We start from the raw sequence: 15,374 nt of genomic DNA on the forward strand, positions 1-15,374 counted from the left end.
TTTTCCTTGACCCACAACAGCCGCAGCGCCACTCTGACGCCACTTTTATGCGCCCTTATTTGCTAGAGGAAATCCCCCATGAGCGTTCGCGTCGGCATTGTCATGGACCCTATCGCCAGCATTTCCTATAAAAAGGACAGCTCGCTGGCCATGCTGCTGGCCGCCCAGGCCCGCGGCTGGAGCCTGTTCTATATGGAGCAGCCGGACCTTTACCAGGGCGACGGTGAAGCGCGGGCGCGGATGCGTCCCCTGCAGGTGTTTGCCAACCCCGAGAAGTGGTTCGAGCTGCAAGACGAAATCGACAGCCCCCTGAGCGACCTCGACGTGATCCTGATGCGCAAGGATCCGCCGTTCGACATGGAGTTCGTCTACTCCACCTACCTGCTGGAGCAGGCCGAGCGCGCGGGCGTGCTGATCGTCAACAAGCCCCAGAGTCTGCGCGACTGCAATGAAAAGCTGTTCGCCACGCTGTTCCCGCAGTGCACGCCGCCGACCGTGGTCAGCCGCCGCGCCGATGTGCTGCGCGAATTCGCCGCCAAGCACGGCGATGTGATCCTCAAGCCGCTGGACGGCATGGGCGGTACCTCGATCTTCCGCCACCGCGCCGGCGACCCGAACCTGTCGGTGATCCTGGAGACCCTGACTGCGCTGGGCACCCAGCAGATCATGGGCCAGGCCTACATTCCGGCGATCAAGGACGGCGACAAGCGCATCCTGATGATCGACGGCGAGCCGGTGCCTTACTGCCTGGCGCGCATTCCGGCCGCCGGCGAGACCCGCGGCAACCTGGCCGCCGGTGGCCGGGGTGAAGCCCGCCCGCTGACGGACAAGGATCGCTGGATTGCAGCCCAAGTCGGCCCGACCCTGCGCGAAAAAGGCCTGCTGTTCGTAGGACTGGACGTAATCGGCGAGAACCTCACCGAAATCAACGTCACCAGCCCGACCTGTATTCGCGAGATCGACAACGCATTTGGCACGAACATCGGCGAAATGCTGATGGCTGCGATTGCCGCCAAGCTACAAGCCAAGTGACATAGAACAGCCGGACACAAACCAACATTGCGTTATCATGCGCCACCTGTGAAACGCGCGATGTTGGTTTTCTTGTCATGACGCTCCCGTCCGATCTGCCCCCCGAACTCTCCCACAGCGGCGTGCGCCCGGCTGATCGGCTCGGATTTACCCTGTTTCTGGCGGCGTTGATTCACCTGGCGCTGATCCTCGGCCTGGGTTTCACCTTTGCCGAACCCAAGCAGATCACCAAGACCCTGGAAATCACCCTCGCCACGTTCAAAAGCGAAAAGAAGCCCGAAAAGGCCGACTTTCTCGCCCAGGACAATCAGCAAGGCAGCGGCACCCTCGACAAGAAGGCCGTGCCCAAGACCACTGAAGTCGCGCCATTCCAGGACAACAAGGTCAATAAGGTCACGCCACCGCCGGCGCCCAAGCCGGAGGTGAAACAGGCCGCACCCAAGGCGGCGGTCACCACCGTGGCGCCTAAGCCGCAAAAAGCCCCGACCCAGCGCGAAAAGGCCAAGACCGAACCCACGCCTGCCCCGCCGGCCCCGACTTTTGACAGCTCGCAACTCTCCAGTGAGATCTCCAGCCTGGAAGCCGAACTGGCCCACGAACAACAGCTGTACGCCAAGCGCCCGCGGATCTACCGCCTCAACGCCGCCTCCACCATGCGCGACAAAGGCGCCTGGTATAAGGATGAGTGGCGCAAGAAGGTCGAGCGCATCGGCAACCTGAACTACCCGGACGAAGCCCGTCGCCAGCAGATCTACGGCAATTTGCGACTGCTGGTGTCGATCAACCGCGACGGCACCTTGTACGAGGTGCAGGTGCTGGAGTCCTCCGGCCAACCGCTGCTGGACCAGGCAGCGCAACGCATCGTGCGCCTGGCGGCGCCTTTTGCGCCGTTTACCGGGGACCTGAACGACATCGACCGCCTGGAAATCATTCGCACCTGGCGCTTTGCCAAGGGTGATCGGCTGTCGAGCAATTGATGCTGGCGGTGATTTCCTGCGCATCCTCAGCTTGTCAGTTCGCCCCTCCAACGCCACACTAGCGGACATGAAAAATGTCAGCCCGACCTACCTCAAGCACCAATTCCTGATCGCCATGCCCCATATGGCCGACCCGAACTTTGCGCAGACCTTGACCTACATCGTCGAGCACACCGCCAATGGTGCGATGGGGTTGGTGGTCAACCGCCCGCAAGACCTGAACCTGGCCGATATCCTCGAGCAACTGCGCCCGGACATCGACCCACCCGCCAGCTGCCAGCACGTACCGATCTACATCGGCGGGCCGGTGCAGACGGACCGGGGTTTTGTGCTGCACCCCACCGGGCCGAAATTCCAGGCGACCGTGGACCTTGAAGGGTTGTCCCTGTCCACGTCCCAGGACGTCCTGTTCGCGATTGCCGACGGCGTGGGGCCTGATCAAAGTGTGATCACCCTCGGCTACGCCGGCTGGGAAGCCGGGCAACTGGAGGCGGAGCTGGCGAGCAATGCCTGGCTGACCTGCCCGTTCGATGCCGACATCCTGTTCAACACCCCCAGCGAACTGCGCCTGGAAGCGGCCGCCGCCAAGCTGCGGATCAACCTCAGCCTGCTGACCAGCCAGGCGGGGCACGCCTGATGGCCTTGCGTCTGATCCTCGGTTTCGACTACGGCACCAAACAGATCGGCGTCGCCGTCGGCCAGGTGATTACCGGCCAGGCCCGCGAGCTGTGCACCCTGAAGGCCCAGAACGGCGTGCCGGACTGGAACCAGGTCGAAGCCCTGATCAAGGAGTGGAAGCCCGACGCCGTGGTGGTCGGCCTGCCGCTGAACATGGACGGCACCCCGAGCGAGATGTGCCTGCGGGCCGAAAAGTTCGCCCGCCGCCTGAACGGCCGCTACAACCTGCCCTTCTATACCCACGACGAACGCCTGACCACGTTCGAAGCCAAGGGCGAGCGCCGTGACCGTGGCGGGCAGAAAGGCAGTTACCGCGACAACCCGGTGGATGCCATCGCCGCGGCCCTGCTGTTGCAGGGCTGGCTGGATGAAAACACCGCTTTATTTGAATCCTGACTGACGCGGCTTGCCGCGTCTTCTTACGTTTGAGCCCGGACCTTGCCTGCGCGAGGCCTAGAAGGAGCACCCATGAGCCTGCCCAATCCCGCCGACCTGATCAGCCAGATGGCGATCCGCCTCAAGGCGCACCTGGAACACCGTGCCATCAGCGAGCCACGCTTTATCGGCATCCGCACCGGCGGCGTCTGGGTGGCCCAGGCGCTGCTGGAAGAACTGGGCAGCGACTCGCCCCTGGGCACCCTGGACGTGTCTTTCTACCGTGACGACTTCAGCCAGAACGGCCTGCACCCGCAAGTGCGCCCCTCGGCCCTGCCCTTCGAGATCGAAGGCCAGCACCTGGTGCTGATCGATGACGTGCTGATGAGCGGTCGCACCATCCGCGCCGCGATGAACGAACTGTTCGACTACGGCCGCCCGGCCAGCGTGACCCTGGTCTGCCTGCTGGACCTGGACGCCGGAGAATTGCCGATCAGCCCGGACGTGGTCGGCGCCACCCTGTCCCTGGAAGCCCACCAGCGGGTAAAATTGTCCGGTCCCACGCCGCTCGAACTCGAACTGCAAGACCTTGCCCTTTAAACCGCCTTGTAAAGAGTCCCCGCGATGACGCCTCTAGATGCCAAGCGCCCGCTGCAGCTCAATGCTCAGGGCCAGCTGCAACACTTCCTGTCCCTCGACGGCTTGCCCCGCGAACTGCTCACCGAAATCCTCGACACGGCCGACTCGTTTCTCGAAGTCGGCGGCCGGGCGGTGAAGAAAGTCCCGTTGCTGCGCGGCAAGACCATCTGCAACGTGTTCTTCGAGAACTCGACCCGCACCCGCACCACCTTTGAACTGGCGGCCCAACGCCTGTCGGCTGACGTGATCACCCTGAACGTGTCCACCTCGTCGGCGAGCAAGGGCGAAACCCTGCTCGACACCCTGCGCAACCTGGAAGCCATGGCCGCCGACATGTTCGTGGTGCGCCACGGCGATTCCGGTGCTGCGCACTTCATCGCCGAGCACGTGTGCCCGAATGTGGCGATCATCAACGGCGGCGACGGCCGTCACGCCCACCCGACCCAGGGCATGCTCGACATGCTGACCATCCGGCGGCACAAGGGCAGCTTTGAAAACCTCTCGGTGGCCATTGTCGGCGACATCCTGCACTCGCGGGTTGCACGCTCGAACATGCTGGCCCTGAAAACCCTGGGTTGCCCGGACATCCGCGTGATCGCCCCCAAGACCCTGCTGCCGATCGGTATCGAGCAGTACGGCGTGAAGGTCTACACCGACATGGCCGAAGGCCTGAAGGATGTGGACGTGGTGATCATGCTGCGCCTGCAGCGCGAGCGTATGGCGGGCGGCCTGCTGCCGAGCGAAGGCGAGTTCTATCGCCTGTTCGGCCTGACCACCGCACGCCTGGCCGGCGCCAAGCCGGACGCCATCGTGATGCACCCGGGGCCAATCAACCGTGGCGTGGAGATTGAGTCGGCGGTGGCCGATGGCGCGCAGTCGGTGATTCTCAACCAGGTCACGTACGGCATCGCCATCCGCATGGCGGTGTTGTCCATGGCCATGAGCGGGCAAACCGCGCAACGTCAATTCGAGCAGGAGAACGCCCAGTGAAGCTCAGCATTCTCGGCGCCCGAGTCATCGATCCGGCCAGCGGGCTGGATCAAGTCACCGATCTGCACCTGGAAGCCGGCAAGATCATTGCCATCGGCGCCGCACCCGCAAGCTTCAGCGCCAGCGAAACTATCGACGCCAAAGGCCTGATCGCCGCGCCTGGCCTGGTTGACCTGAACGTCGCCCTGCGTGAGCCGGGCTACAGCCGCAAGGGCAACATCACCAGCGAAACCCGCGCCGCCGCTGCCGGTGGCGTGACCAGCCTGTGCTGCCCGCCCCACACCAAACCGGTGCTGGACACCTCGGCGGTGACCGAACTGATCCTCGACCGCGCCCGCGAAGCCGGCAACTGCAAAGTGTTCCCCATCGGCGCCCTGAGCAAAGGCCTGGACGGCGAACAACTGGCCGAGCTGATCGCCCTGCGCGACGCAGGCTGCGTGGCCTTCGGCAACGGCCTGGAGAGCTTTCGCAGCACCCGCACCCTGTGCCGTGCGCTGGAATATGCGGCGACTTTCGACCTGACCGTGATTTTCCACTCCCAGGACCGTGACCTGGCCGAAGGCGGCCTGGCCCACGAAGGCGCCACCGCGAGCTTCCTCGGCCTGCCGGGCATCCCGGAAACCGCCGAGACCGTGGCCCTGGCCCGCGACCTGCTGCTGGTGGAACAAAGCGGCGTACGCGCGCACTTCAGCCAGCTGACCAGCGCTCGCGGCGTGGCCCTGATCGCTCAGGCCCAAGCCCGCGGATTGCCGGTGACGGCGGATGTGGCGCTGTATCAGCTGATTCTGACGGATGAGGCGCTGATCGACTTCTCCAGCCTGTATCACGTGCAGCCGCCACTGCGTACCCGCGCTGACCGTGACGGTTTGCGGGCGGCGGTGAAGTCCGGGGTGGTTTCGGCGATCTCCAGCCATCACCAGCCCCACGAGCGGGATGCCAAGCTGGCGCCGTTCGGCGCGACGGAGCCAGGCATCAGCAGCGTCGAGCTGTTGCTGCCGCTGGCAATGACGTTGGTGGAAGATGGTTTGCTGGACCTGCCGACCCTGCTGGCGCGTCTCAGTGCGGGCCCTGCCGAGGCGCTGCGCCTGCCGGCGGGCAAGCTGGCGGTGGGCTCGGCGGCGGACCTGGTGCTGTTTGATCCGGCCAGCTCCACGATTGCCGGGGAACACTGGCTGTCCAAGGGTGAAAACTGCCCATTCATCGGCCATAGCCTGCCGGCGACTGTGCGGTACACGCTGGTGGATGGGCGGATCAGCTACCAGGCTTGAATCCAATCCGGAGTGGGCACAGTAAATGTGGGAGCGGGCTTGCTCGCGAAAGCGGTGGGTCAGTCAATAGAGATGTCGACTGACACATCGCATTCGCGAGCAAGCCCGCTCCCACATTTGGATCTTCACAAATCTTATCGGCCGCCGTTGCGCTCGGCATTGCGGATCGAAATCTGCGTATTCAGCGTCCAGAAGTCATACAGCACCCCGATCAGGAACAAGCCCCCGGTCAGCAGGTAAATGATCCCGCTGATCCATTTGCCCTGATACATGCGGTGCAAACCGAACACCCCCAGGAACGCCAACAGAATCCAGGCCACGTTGTACTCGATCGGCCCGGCGGTAAATCGCAGGTCCGCTTCGCGGTCCATTGCCGGAATCAGGAACAAGTCGATCAACCAGCCAATCCCGAACAAACCGAAGGTGAAAAACCAGATCGTCCCGGTCACCGGCTTGCCGTAATAAAAGCGGTGAGCACCGGTAAAACCGAAAATCCAAAGCAGGTAGCCGATCACCTTGCTGTGGGTGTCTTGTTGCGAAACATCCTGTCGATAGGTGTTCATGGAGTACCTCTTTAGCCTCGATAGATAAATATTTCTGGTTTCTTTGTGACTTTTTTACGGGCGCCCGACATGCGGCAAATGGTATCTTCGCTTCCCTCAAAGCCTTATACCGCCTGACTTGTGTAGGACAATCGCGGCAATTCGTCACGGTTTTCCTGAATTTGACCCCAGGGTTCAGTCGACAAACGGCCTTAGCACGACACAAAAAGCTGTTATAAAGTTGCGCGCAAACCAAAAAGAGCCACGCCTAATGCGACCATTTTTCAAGACATGGCTAACCATTTGCCTATTAATGCCACTGGCCGCCCACGCCACCAATCGTGAGCAACGACTTCCCAACGTTAACGGTTTCACCCCTAAAGTTCACGCCACCACCAGCTCCGCCAAATCGGTAAAGCTGACCGTGAAGCGCCCGACTCAACTGAGCAAGGCCCACGGTAATGCGGCGCCAGGGCTGATGGCCGTCAACACCAAGCAAAGCAGCAACGTCCTCAGCCGTGCCGTCAACGTGCTCGGTACTCCTTATCGTTGGGGCGGCAGCAGCCCAAGTAAAGGGTTCGACTGCAGTGGTTTGGTGAAATATGCGTTTAACGACGTAAAAGCCGTGGATTTGCCGCGCACTTCCAACGCCATGGCCGCCGGCCACGGGCTGAAGGTTGAGCGCAAGGATTTGAAACCGGGTGACCTGCTGTTCTTCAAACTGAAGAGCCGCCAGGTGAACCACGTTGCCATCTACCTGGGCAACGACCGTTTCATCCACGCACCGCGTCGTGGCAAGTCCGTGAGCATCGATACGCTGAAGAAGCCGTTCTGGGACAAGAACTACGTGATTGCCAAGCGTGTCCTGCCTAAAGAGCAGAACAACCTGCGGATTGTGCAGCGCTGATATCAGGCTGATGTGAGAGCGGGCTTGCTCGCGAATGCGGAGTGTCAGTCGATACATGCTTGACTGATACACCGCATTCGCGAGCAAGCCCGCTCCCACATTAGTTTTTCATCGCCCACGCGACCTTAAATATCCCCAGGCACCCTCGCCTTCTCCCGGGCATGTTCCCGGCTGATCAGCCCCTGGCTGACCAACGCCTTCAAACTCATGTCCAGCGTCGTCATCCCCAACGCCCCGCCGGTCTGAATCGCCGAATACATCTGCGCCACCTTGTCCTCGCGGATCAAATTACGAATCGCCGGTGTGCCGAGCATGATTTCGTGAGCCGCCACCCGCCCGCCGCCGACCTTCTTCACCAGCACCTGAGAGACCACCGCCTGCAATGACTCCGAGAGCATCGAGCGGACCATGGCCTTTTCCCCCGCCGGAAACACATCCACCACCCGGTCCACGGTTTTAGCCGCCGACGTGGTGTGCAGCGTGCCGAACACCAGATGCCCGGTTTCCGCCGCCGTCAGCGCGAGCCGAATGGTTTCCAGGTCCCGCAATTCGCCAACCAGGATCACATCCGGGTCCTCCCGCAATGCCGAACGCAGGGCGGCCGAGAAGCTGTGGGTGTCGCGATGCACCTGCCGCTGGTTGATCAGGGCGCTTTTCGGCTGATGGATAAATTCGATAGGGTCTTCAAGGGTGAGGATGTGCTGACGGCGATGGGTGTTGAGGTAATCGATCATCGCCGCCAGGGTCGTGGACTTGCCGGAACCGGTCGGCCCGGTGACCAGCACCAGCCCCCGTGGCAGGTCTGCGATGCGCCGGAACACCTCGCCCAACCCCAGGTGTTCCAGGCTCTGCACCGTTGAGGGGATGGTACGAAACACCGCGCCCATGCCCCGGTGCTGCTGGAACACGTTCACCCGAAACCGCGCCACCTCGGGCAACTCGAAGGCAAAATCCGTTTCAAGAGATGTTTCGAAATCCTTTTGCTGGTGATTGTTCAGCAAAGGGCTGAGCAACGCCGCCACTTGCACCGGCGCAAGTACAGGCCAATCGAGTGGCCAGACCTCGCCATCCACTCGCAGCATCGGCGCCAACCCCGCCGACAGATGCAGGTCGGAGGCCCGCAGGCGTACGCCGGCGGCCAGCAGTTCAGTGATATCCATAGGGCTTTCCATTTCCAGTAGAATGCCGCGGACTCCATATCCACGGGCGCAACTTGAATGTCGACCATAGCAGACAACATCGGCCTGGTTTCCGAGCGGATCCGGGCAGCCGCCGAGGCCGCGCAGCGCGACGCAGGCAGCGTGCACCTGCTGGCCGTGAGCAAGACCAAACCCGCACAGGCCGTGCGCGAAGCCTATGCCGCCGGGATGCGTGACTTTGGCGAGAACTATCTGCAGGAAGCCCTGGGCAAACAGGCCGAATTAACCGACCTGCCCTTGAGTTGGCACTTCATCGGCCCCATTCAATCGAACAAGACTCGTGCGATCGCCGAGAATTTCGCCTGGGTGCATTCCGTGGACCGCCTGAAAATCGCACAACGCTTGTCCGAACAACGCCCGTCTGACCTGCCGCCGCTGAATATCTGCATCCAGGTCAACGTCAGTGGCGAAGCCAGCAAGTCCGGCTGTACACCCGCCGACCTGCCCGCCCTGGCCGAAGCCATCAGCGCCCTGCCGCGCCTGAAGCTGCGCGGCCTGATGGCGATTCCCGAGCCGACCGACGACCGTGCAGAGCAAGACGCAGCCTTCGCCACCGTGCGCGACCTGCAAGCGAGCCTCGACCTGGGGCTCGACACACTTTCCATGGGCATGAGCCATGACCTTGAGTCGGCCATCGCCCAAGGGGCCACCTGGGTGCGGATCGGTACCGCCCTGTTTGGTGCCCGCGACTATGGCCAGCCTTGAAATGGCTGACTTCCATCTGAGTAAGGACCTGTCATGAGCAACACGCGTATTGCCTTTATCGGCGCCGGCAACATGGCGGCCAGCCTGATCGGCGGCCTGCGGGCCAAGGGCCTGGAAGCACAACAGATTCGCGCCAGCGACCCGGGCGCCGACACCCGCGCCCGCGTCAGCGCCGAGCACGGCATCGACACCTTCGCCGACAACGCAGAAGCGATTGAAGGCGTGGACGTGGTAGTGCTGGCGGTCAAGCCACAAGCCATGAAAGCCGTGTGCGAAAGCCTGCGCCCAAGCCTCAAGCCCCATCAACTGGTGGTGTCCATCGCCGCCGGCATCACTTGCGCCAGCATGACCCACTGGCTCGGCGCCCAGCCGATTGTGCGTTGCATGCCCAACACCCCGGCGCTGCTGCGCAAGGGCGTGAGCGGCTTGTACGCCACATCCGAAGTCACTGCCCAACAGCGCGACCAGGCACAAGAGCTGCTGTCCGCCGTAGGTCTCGCCGTGTGGCTGGAACAAGAGCAGCAACTGGACGCCGTCACCGCCGTCTCCGGCAGTGGCCCGGCGTATTTCTTCCTGCTGATCGAGGCCATGACCGCCGCTGGCGTGAAACTCGGCCTGCCGCAGGAAGTCGCCGAGCAACTGGCCGAGCAAACCGCACTGGGTGCCGCGCAGATGGCCGTGTCCAGTGATGTCGACGCCGCCGAACTGCGCCGTCGCGTGACCTCGCCCGGCGGCACGACCCAGGCGGCAATCGAATCGTTCCAGGCCGGGGGCTTTGAAGCCCTGGTGGAAAAAGCACTGGGTGCCGCAGCACATCGTTCGGCCGAAATGGCCGAGCAGCTGGGCAAATAGTCGTCCCCCACATAGGAATCAAACATGCTCGGAATCAATGACGCTGCCATTTTCATCATCCAGACCCTGGGCAGCCTGTACCTGCTGATCGTGCTGATGCGTTTTATCCTGCAACTGGTGCGGGCGAACTTCTACAACCCGCTGTGCCAGTTCGTGGTAAAAGCCACGCAGCCGCTGCTCAAGCCTCTGCGCCGGGTGATCCCGAGCCTGTTCGGCCTGGACATGTCGTCGCTGGTATTGGCGCTGCTGCTGCAGATCCTGCTGTTCGCGGTCATCCTGCTGCTCAATGGCTATCAGGCCACCACGCTGCTGTTGCTGCCGTGGGCCTTGATCGGGATCTTCTCGCTGTTCCTGAAGATCATTTTCTGGTCGATGATCATCAGCGTGATCCTGTCCTGGGTCGCTCCGGGCAGCCGCAGCCCGGGTGCCGAACTGATGGCACAGATCACTGAGCCGGTGCTGGCACCGTTCCGTCGCCTGGTACCTAACCTGGGTGGCCTGGACATCTCGCCGATCTTCGCGTTTATCGCGATCCAGTTGCTGCAAAGCTGGGTGATTCCACGTTTGGCGTTCTATGCATTCATGCCCAAAGAACTGTTCGGTCTGATCTGACGACAATGTGGCGAGGGAGCTTGCTCCCGCTGGGCTGCGCAGCAGCCCCAAAACGGCCGACCGCGTTGCATCTGCGAAATCGCGGCAACCGGCCCGGGACCGCTTCGCGCTCCAGCGGGAGCAAGCTTCCTCGCCACAAAAAGCCTTAAAAACACCAGCCGCAGGCCTTTGCTTGCCGCTGGGTGCAGCGGTCTTTAGACTTACGCCTCATTTAAACGAGAGCAGGGTCGATGCCAACTGCCTTCCCCCCCGATTCTGTTGGACTGGTCGTGCCCAAAGTGGCGCACTTCAGCGAACCGCTGGCCCTGGCCTGCGGCCGTTCGCTGCCCGCCTACGACCTGATCTATGAAACCTACGGCCAACTGAACGCTACGGCCAGCAACGCCGTGCTGATCTGCCACGCCCTGTCCGGCCACCACCACGCTGCGGGTTTCCACAGCATGGACGAGCGCAAGCCCGGCTGGTGGGACAGCTGCATCGGCCCCGGCAAGCCCATCGACACCAACAAGTTCTTCGTGGTCAGCCTGAACAACCTCGGCGGCTGCAACGGCTCCACCGGCCCCAGCAGCCTCAACCCGGAAACCGGCAAGCCGTTTGGCGCCGATTTCCCGGTGCTGACCGTGGAAGACTGGGTGCACAGCCAGGCGCGCCTGGCCGACGTACTGGGCATCGCCCAATGGGCCGCCGTGATCGGCGGCAGCCTGGGCGGCATGCAGGCCCTGCAATGGACCATCACCTACCCGGACCGCGTGCGCCATTGCCTGGCCATCGCCTCGGCCCCCAAGCTGTCGGCGCAGAACATCGCCTTCAACGAAGTGGCGCGCCAGGCGATCCTGACCGACCCCGAGTTCCACGGCGGTTCGTTCCAGGAAGCGGGCGTGATCCCCAAGCGCGGGCTGATGCTCGCGCGCATGGTCGGGCACATCACCTACCTGTCGGATGACTCCATGGGCGAGAAATTCGGCCGTGGCCTCAAGAGCGAGAAGCTCAACTACGACTTCCACAGCGTCGAATTCCAGGTCGAGAGCTACCTGCGTTATCAGGGCGAGGAGTTTTCCGGGCGTTTCGACGCCAACACCTACCTGCTGATGACCAAGGCCCTGGACTACTTCGACCCGGCGGCGAATTTCGACGATGACCTGGCGCGCACCTTCGAGGCGGCCACCGCCAAGTTCTGCGTGATGTCGTTCACCACCGACTGGCGCTTCTCCCCGGCCCGCTCGCGGGAATTGGTGGATGCGCTGATGGCCGCCAAGAAAGACGTCTGCTACCTGGAGATCGACGCACCGCAAGGCCACGACGCCTTCCTGATCCCGATCCCGCGTTACTTGCAGGCTTTTAGCAATTACATGAACCGAATAGCACTGTGAGAACGCCATGAGAGCCGACCTGGAAATCATCCAAGACTGGATCCCCGCCGGCAGCCGCGTGCTCGACCTGGGTTGCGGCGATGGCGAACTGCTGAGCTGGCTGCGCGACAACAAGCAAGTCACCGGCTATGGCCTGGAAAACGACCCGGACAACATCGCCCAGTGCGTGGCCAAGGGCATCAACGTGATCGAGCAGGACCTGGACAAGGGCCTCGGCAACTTTGCCAGCAACAGCTTCGACATCGTGGTCATGACCCAGGCCCTGCAAGCCGTGCACTACCCGGACCGGATCCTCGACGAAATGTTGCGCGTCGGCCGCCAGTGCATCATTACTTTCCCCAATTTCGGCCACTGGCGCTGCCGCTGGTACCTGGCCACCAAGGGCCGCATGCCGGTGTCGGACTTCCTGCCGTACACCTGGTACAACACGCCCAACATCCACTTCTGCACCTTTGAAGACTTCGAAGCGCTGTGCGGCGAGCGCGAAGCCAAAGTCATCAACCGCCTTGCCGTCGATCAACAGCATCGTCACGGCTGGGCGAGTAAGCTATGGCCCAACCTGCTGGGTGAGATCGGGATCTACCGGGTCAGCAGCCCGGGCCTGACGGACCACCAGATTGCCGTCTAACCATTTTCAAGGAGGACGATCATGAGTCGCCTGGCTGTTTTTCTACTCACCGCGTGCCTGAGCGTCAGCGCTATGGCGGCGGATGTTATCGATGGTAATCGTCAGAAAGAATTCGGCGATATCACGGTGCACTACAACACCCTGACCACCAGCTTCCTGACGCCGGAAATGGCTCAGGAAGCCGGGATCGTACGCAGCAAAGAGCTGGGCATGATCAATGTGTTCGTAAACAAGGGCGTCGAATCGATAGACGCCACCGTTACCGGCACAATCAAGGATCTGGGCGGCAAGAGCGAGATGCTGACGTTCAAGAAAATCACCCAGAAAGGTTCTACGCTTTACGTCGCCCAGTACCCGGTGCCGCAGCAGGAAACCAAGATTTTCACCATCAACGTTGAAACCGGTGGCAAAGCCCACGGTTTCAGTTTCAACCAGGAACTGTTTCCGGCGCAATGATGAACCTTACTCAACTCGTACTGGCCAGCCATAACGCCGGCAAGCTCAAAGAACTCCAGGCCATGCTCGGCGACTCGGTGCAACTGCGCTCGATTGGCGAGTTCAGCCAGGTAGAGCCGGAAGAGACCGGCCTGTCGTTTGTCGAGAACGCCATCCTCAAGGCCCGCAACGCCGCGCGTATTTCCGGCCTGCCGGCACTGGCTGACGATTCGGGCCTGGCCGTGGACTTCCTGGGCGGCGCGCCTGGCATCTACTCGGCACGTTACGCCGACGGTAAAGGCGATGCGGCCAACAACGCCAAGCTGCTGGACGCCCTCAAGGACGTGCCCGACGCGATGCGCGGCGCGCAGTTCGTCTGCGTGCTGGCCCTGGTGCGTCACGCCGATGATCCATTGCCGATCCTCTGCGAAGGCTTGTGGCACGGGCGCATCCTGCATGCGGCCAGCGGCGAGCACGGTTTCGGTTATGACCCGTTGTTCTGGGTGCCGGAGCGCAATGTCTCCAGCGCCGAATTGAGCCCGGCCGACAAGAACCAGATCAGCCACCGCGCCCGCGCAATGGATTTGCTGCGCCAGCGCCTGGGCCTGAAATGACTCAGAACACCTCCGCGCAGCCACTGATTCTCGGTGGCGCGCAAACACCTCGGGCGGCCCTGCCTCACCTGCCGCCCCTGGCGCTGTATATCCACATCCCGTGGTGCGTGCGCAAATGCCCCTATTGCGACTTCAACTCCCACACCGCCAGCAAGGTGCTGCCGGAGGAAGAGTACGTCGACGCGTTGCTGGCCGACCTCGATCAGGACCTGCACGCGGTGTACGGCCGTGAGCTGAGTTCGATCTTTTTCGGCGGCGGCACCCCAAGCCTGTTCAGCGCCGCTGCCCTGGGCCGGTTGCTCAAGAGCGTGGAAGCGCGCATCCCGTTTGCCGGCGATATCGAGATCACCCTGGAAGCCAACCCCGGTACCTTCGAGCAAGAGAAGTTCGTGGCGTACCGCAAGCTGGGGATCAATCGGCTGTCGATTGGCATCCAGAGTTTCCAGCAGGAAAAACTCGAAGCCCTGGGCCGCATCCACAACGGTGACGAAGCCGTGCGTGCCGCCGGCATGGCGCGCCAGGCCGGGTTCGACAACTTCAACCTGGACTTGATGCACGGTTTGCCCGATCAGTCCCTGGAGGACGCCCTGGGCGACCTGCGCCAGGCCATTGCCCTCAAGCCCACGCATCTGTCCTGGTATCAACTGACCCTGGAACCCAACACCGTGTTCTGGAACCAGCCGCCCGTGCTGCCGGAAGACGACACCCTGTGGGACATCCAGGAAGCCGGCCAGGCGTTGCTCGCCGAACACGGTTACGCCCAGTACGAAGTCTCGGCCTACGCCCAACCGGGCCGGCCGGCGCGGCATAACCTGAATTACTGGAGCTTTGGCGACTTTATCGGCATCGGTGCCGGCGCCCACGGCAAGCTCAGCCATCCGGACGGGCGCATCGTGCGCACCTGGAAAACCCGGGCGCCGAAGGACTACCTCAACCCGGCGAAAAACTATCAGGCCGGCGCGAAAGAACTGACCAACGAAGAGTTACCGTTCGAGTTCCTGATGAACGCCCTGCGCCTCACCGACGGCGTCGAAGCCAGGCTTTATGCCGAGCGCACCGGCCTTGAGCTGGCGAGTCTCGATGAGGCCCGTCGTGAGGCAGAACAAAGTGGCTTAATGCAGGTCGAACCGTCACGCCTGGCGGCCACCGACCGCGGGCAACTCTTTCTCAATGACCTGCTGCAGAAGTTTTTGAGCTGATTGCTCTTAAGGAAATCAAATGGATCTGGTACTCGACCTGCTCGCCACCGTATCCCGCTGGAGCCGTAGCAACCTGTCGGAAATCTCCCTGGCGTTGGTAGGTTGCCTGCTGGTGCTGTTTGGCGCCGACATCAAGGGCTGGGTCGAAGCACGGCTGGGCAGCATCGCGGGTGCGCTGCGCGTGCCGCTGATGGCGCTGGTGTGCATGATCGGCAGCGGCGCTGCGCTGATCTATGCCACGCCGTGGATTGTTCGCGGGTTGAGCCAGTTCAACAACTACAGCCTGGCGCCGGTGTTGTTGGTGGTGCTGGTGTTGATTGGGGTGGTGGCGGATCGCCGCTGACTCAAGCCC

General features: G+C 62.4%; 19 protein-coding genes. 17 read left to right on the forward strand and 2 right to left on the reverse strand.

What is annotated here, in order from left to right; translation table 11 throughout:
* Window positions 1-78: 78 nt before the first annotated feature.
* The 7 genes from gshB to HX821_RS03405 all read left to right on the forward strand — a co-directional run bounded on the left by gshB (window position 79) and on the right by HX821_RS03405 (window position 5,959).
* The gene (gene gshB / locus HX821_RS03375) at window positions 79-1,032 is read left to right on the forward strand and encodes a glutathione synthase (protein WP_003213738.1); all 954 of its coding nucleotides are present in this window, start codon (window positions 79-81) and stop codon (window positions 1,030-1,032) included.
* A gap of 77 nt (window positions 1,033-1,109) precedes the next feature.
* The gene (locus HX821_RS03380) at window positions 1,110-2,009 is read left to right on the forward strand and encodes an energy transducer TonB (RefSeq protein ID WP_003213740.1); all 900 of its coding nucleotides are present in this window, start codon (window positions 1,110-1,112) and stop codon (window positions 2,007-2,009) included.
* A gap of 67 nt (window positions 2,010-2,076) precedes the next feature.
* Window positions 2,077-2,646: a YqgE/AlgH family protein gene (locus HX821_RS03385; protein ID WP_003213742.1), complete on the forward strand. Its 570-nt coding sequence runs from the start codon at window positions 2,077-2,079 to the stop codon at window positions 2,644-2,646.
* Window positions 2,646-3,083: a Holliday junction resolvase RuvX gene (gene ruvX / locus HX821_RS03390; RefSeq protein WP_003213744.1), complete on the forward strand. Its 438-nt coding sequence runs from the start codon at window positions 2,646-2,648 to the stop codon at window positions 3,081-3,083. Before HX821_RS03385 ends, ruvX begins: the two co-directional genes overlap by 1 nt.
* 72 nt (window positions 3,084-3,155) lie before the next feature.
* Window positions 3,156-3,662, forward strand: a complete 507-nt coding sequence (pyrR, locus tag HX821_RS03395; protein ID WP_003213746.1) for a bifunctional pyr operon transcriptional regulator/uracil phosphoribosyltransferase PyrR — start codon at window positions 3,156-3,158, stop codon at window positions 3,660-3,662.
* Window positions 3,663-3,686: 24 nt separating this feature from the next.
* Window positions 3,687-4,691 carry an aspartate carbamoyltransferase catalytic subunit gene (locus HX821_RS03400; protein ID WP_003213748.1) on the forward strand — a complete coding sequence of 335 codons (1,005 nt, stop codon included), beginning with the start codon at window positions 3,687-3,689 and terminating at the stop codon, window positions 4,689-4,691.
* Entirely contained in the window at window positions 4,688-5,959 is a 1,272-nt protein-coding gene (locus HX821_RS03405) for a dihydroorotase (RefSeq protein ID WP_177035295.1), read from the forward strand. The genes HX821_RS03400 and HX821_RS03405 overlap by 4 nt, the downstream gene beginning before the upstream one ends.
* Before the next feature lie 134 nt (window positions 5,960-6,093).
* Here HX821_RS03405 and HX821_RS03410 read toward each other — a convergent pair whose 3' ends face one another.
* On the reverse strand, window positions 6,094-6,522 hold the full coding sequence (locus HX821_RS03410; RefSeq protein WP_003213752.1) for a TM2 domain-containing protein: 429 nt from the start codon (window positions 6,520-6,522) through the stop codon (window positions 6,094-6,096).
* A gap of 250 nt (window positions 6,523-6,772) precedes the next feature.
* On the opposite strand from HX821_RS03410, the gene HX821_RS03415 reads away from it, so the two are divergent.
* Entirely contained in the window at window positions 6,773-7,408 is a 636-nt protein-coding gene (locus tag HX821_RS03415; protein ID WP_023659314.1) for a C40 family peptidase, read from the forward strand.
* Window positions 7,409-7,533: 125 nt separating this feature from the next.
* Here the strand turns inward: HX821_RS03415 and HX821_RS03420 are convergent, their stop codons facing one another.
* Window positions 7,534-8,568, reverse strand: a complete 1,035-nt coding sequence (locus HX821_RS03420) for a type IV pilus twitching motility protein PilT (protein WP_134327464.1) — start codon at window positions 8,566-8,568, stop codon at window positions 7,534-7,536.
* Between the two features lie 57 nt (window positions 8,569-8,625).
* Here HX821_RS03420 and HX821_RS03425 point away from each other — a divergent pair, with 57 nt between their 5' ends.
* The 9 genes from HX821_RS03425 (at window position 8,626) to HX821_RS03465 (ending at window position 15,365) form a co-directional block, all read left to right on the forward strand.
* Complete coding sequence (locus HX821_RS03425) at window positions 8,626-9,312, forward strand: YggS family pyridoxal phosphate-dependent enzyme (protein ID WP_134327465.1); 687 nt, start codon at window positions 8,626-8,628, stop codon at window positions 9,310-9,312.
* Between the two features lie 33 nt (window positions 9,313-9,345).
* Entirely contained in the window at window positions 9,346-10,164 is an 819-nt protein-coding gene (gene proC / locus HX821_RS03430; RefSeq protein ID WP_177035296.1) for a pyrroline-5-carboxylate reductase, read from the forward strand.
* A gap of 24 nt (window positions 10,165-10,188) precedes the next feature.
* Window positions 10,189-10,776, forward strand: a complete 588-nt coding sequence (locus HX821_RS03435) for a YggT family protein (protein ID WP_177035297.1) — start codon at window positions 10,189-10,191, stop codon at window positions 10,774-10,776.
* Between the two features lie 230 nt (window positions 10,777-11,006).
* A complete protein-coding gene (locus HX821_RS03440; RefSeq protein ID WP_177035298.1) occupies window positions 11,007-12,146 on the forward strand; it encodes a homoserine O-acetyltransferase in 1,140 nt (379 codons plus the stop codon).
* A 7-nt stretch (window positions 12,147-12,153) separates the two neighbouring features.
* Window positions 12,154-12,774, forward strand: coding sequence for a methionine biosynthesis protein MetW (metW, locus tag HX821_RS03445; RefSeq protein WP_003213768.1), 621 nt, complete (start codon window positions 12,154-12,156; stop codon window positions 12,772-12,774).
* Window positions 12,775-12,795: 21 nt separating this feature from the next.
* Window positions 12,796-13,230, forward strand: a complete 435-nt coding sequence (locus tag HX821_RS03450) for a DUF4426 domain-containing protein (RefSeq protein ID WP_003213770.1) — start codon at window positions 12,796-12,798, stop codon at window positions 13,228-13,230.
* Window positions 13,227-13,823: an RdgB/HAM1 family non-canonical purine NTP pyrophosphatase gene (rdgB, locus tag HX821_RS03455; RefSeq protein ID WP_008434161.1), complete on the forward strand. Its 597-nt coding sequence runs from the start codon at window positions 13,227-13,229 to the stop codon at window positions 13,821-13,823. The genes HX821_RS03450 and rdgB overlap by 4 nt, the downstream gene beginning before the upstream one ends.
* A complete protein-coding gene (gene hemW, locus HX821_RS03460) occupies window positions 13,820-15,022 on the forward strand; it encodes a radical SAM family heme chaperone HemW (protein ID WP_256344257.1) in 1,203 nt (400 codons plus the stop codon). The genes rdgB and hemW overlap by 4 nt, the downstream gene beginning before the upstream one ends.
* Window positions 15,023-15,041: 19 nt before the next feature.
* Window positions 15,042-15,365: a DUF3392 domain-containing protein gene (locus HX821_RS03465; protein WP_003213776.1), complete on the forward strand. Its 324-nt coding sequence runs from the start codon at window positions 15,042-15,044 to the stop codon at window positions 15,363-15,365.
* Window positions 15,366-15,374 lie beyond the last annotated feature (9 nt).

Origin of the sequence: Pseudomonas sp. B6001 (assembly GCF_013386015.1) — a bacterium.
GTDB lineage: Bacteria > Pseudomonadota > Gammaproteobacteria > Pseudomonadales > Pseudomonadaceae > Aquipseudomonas.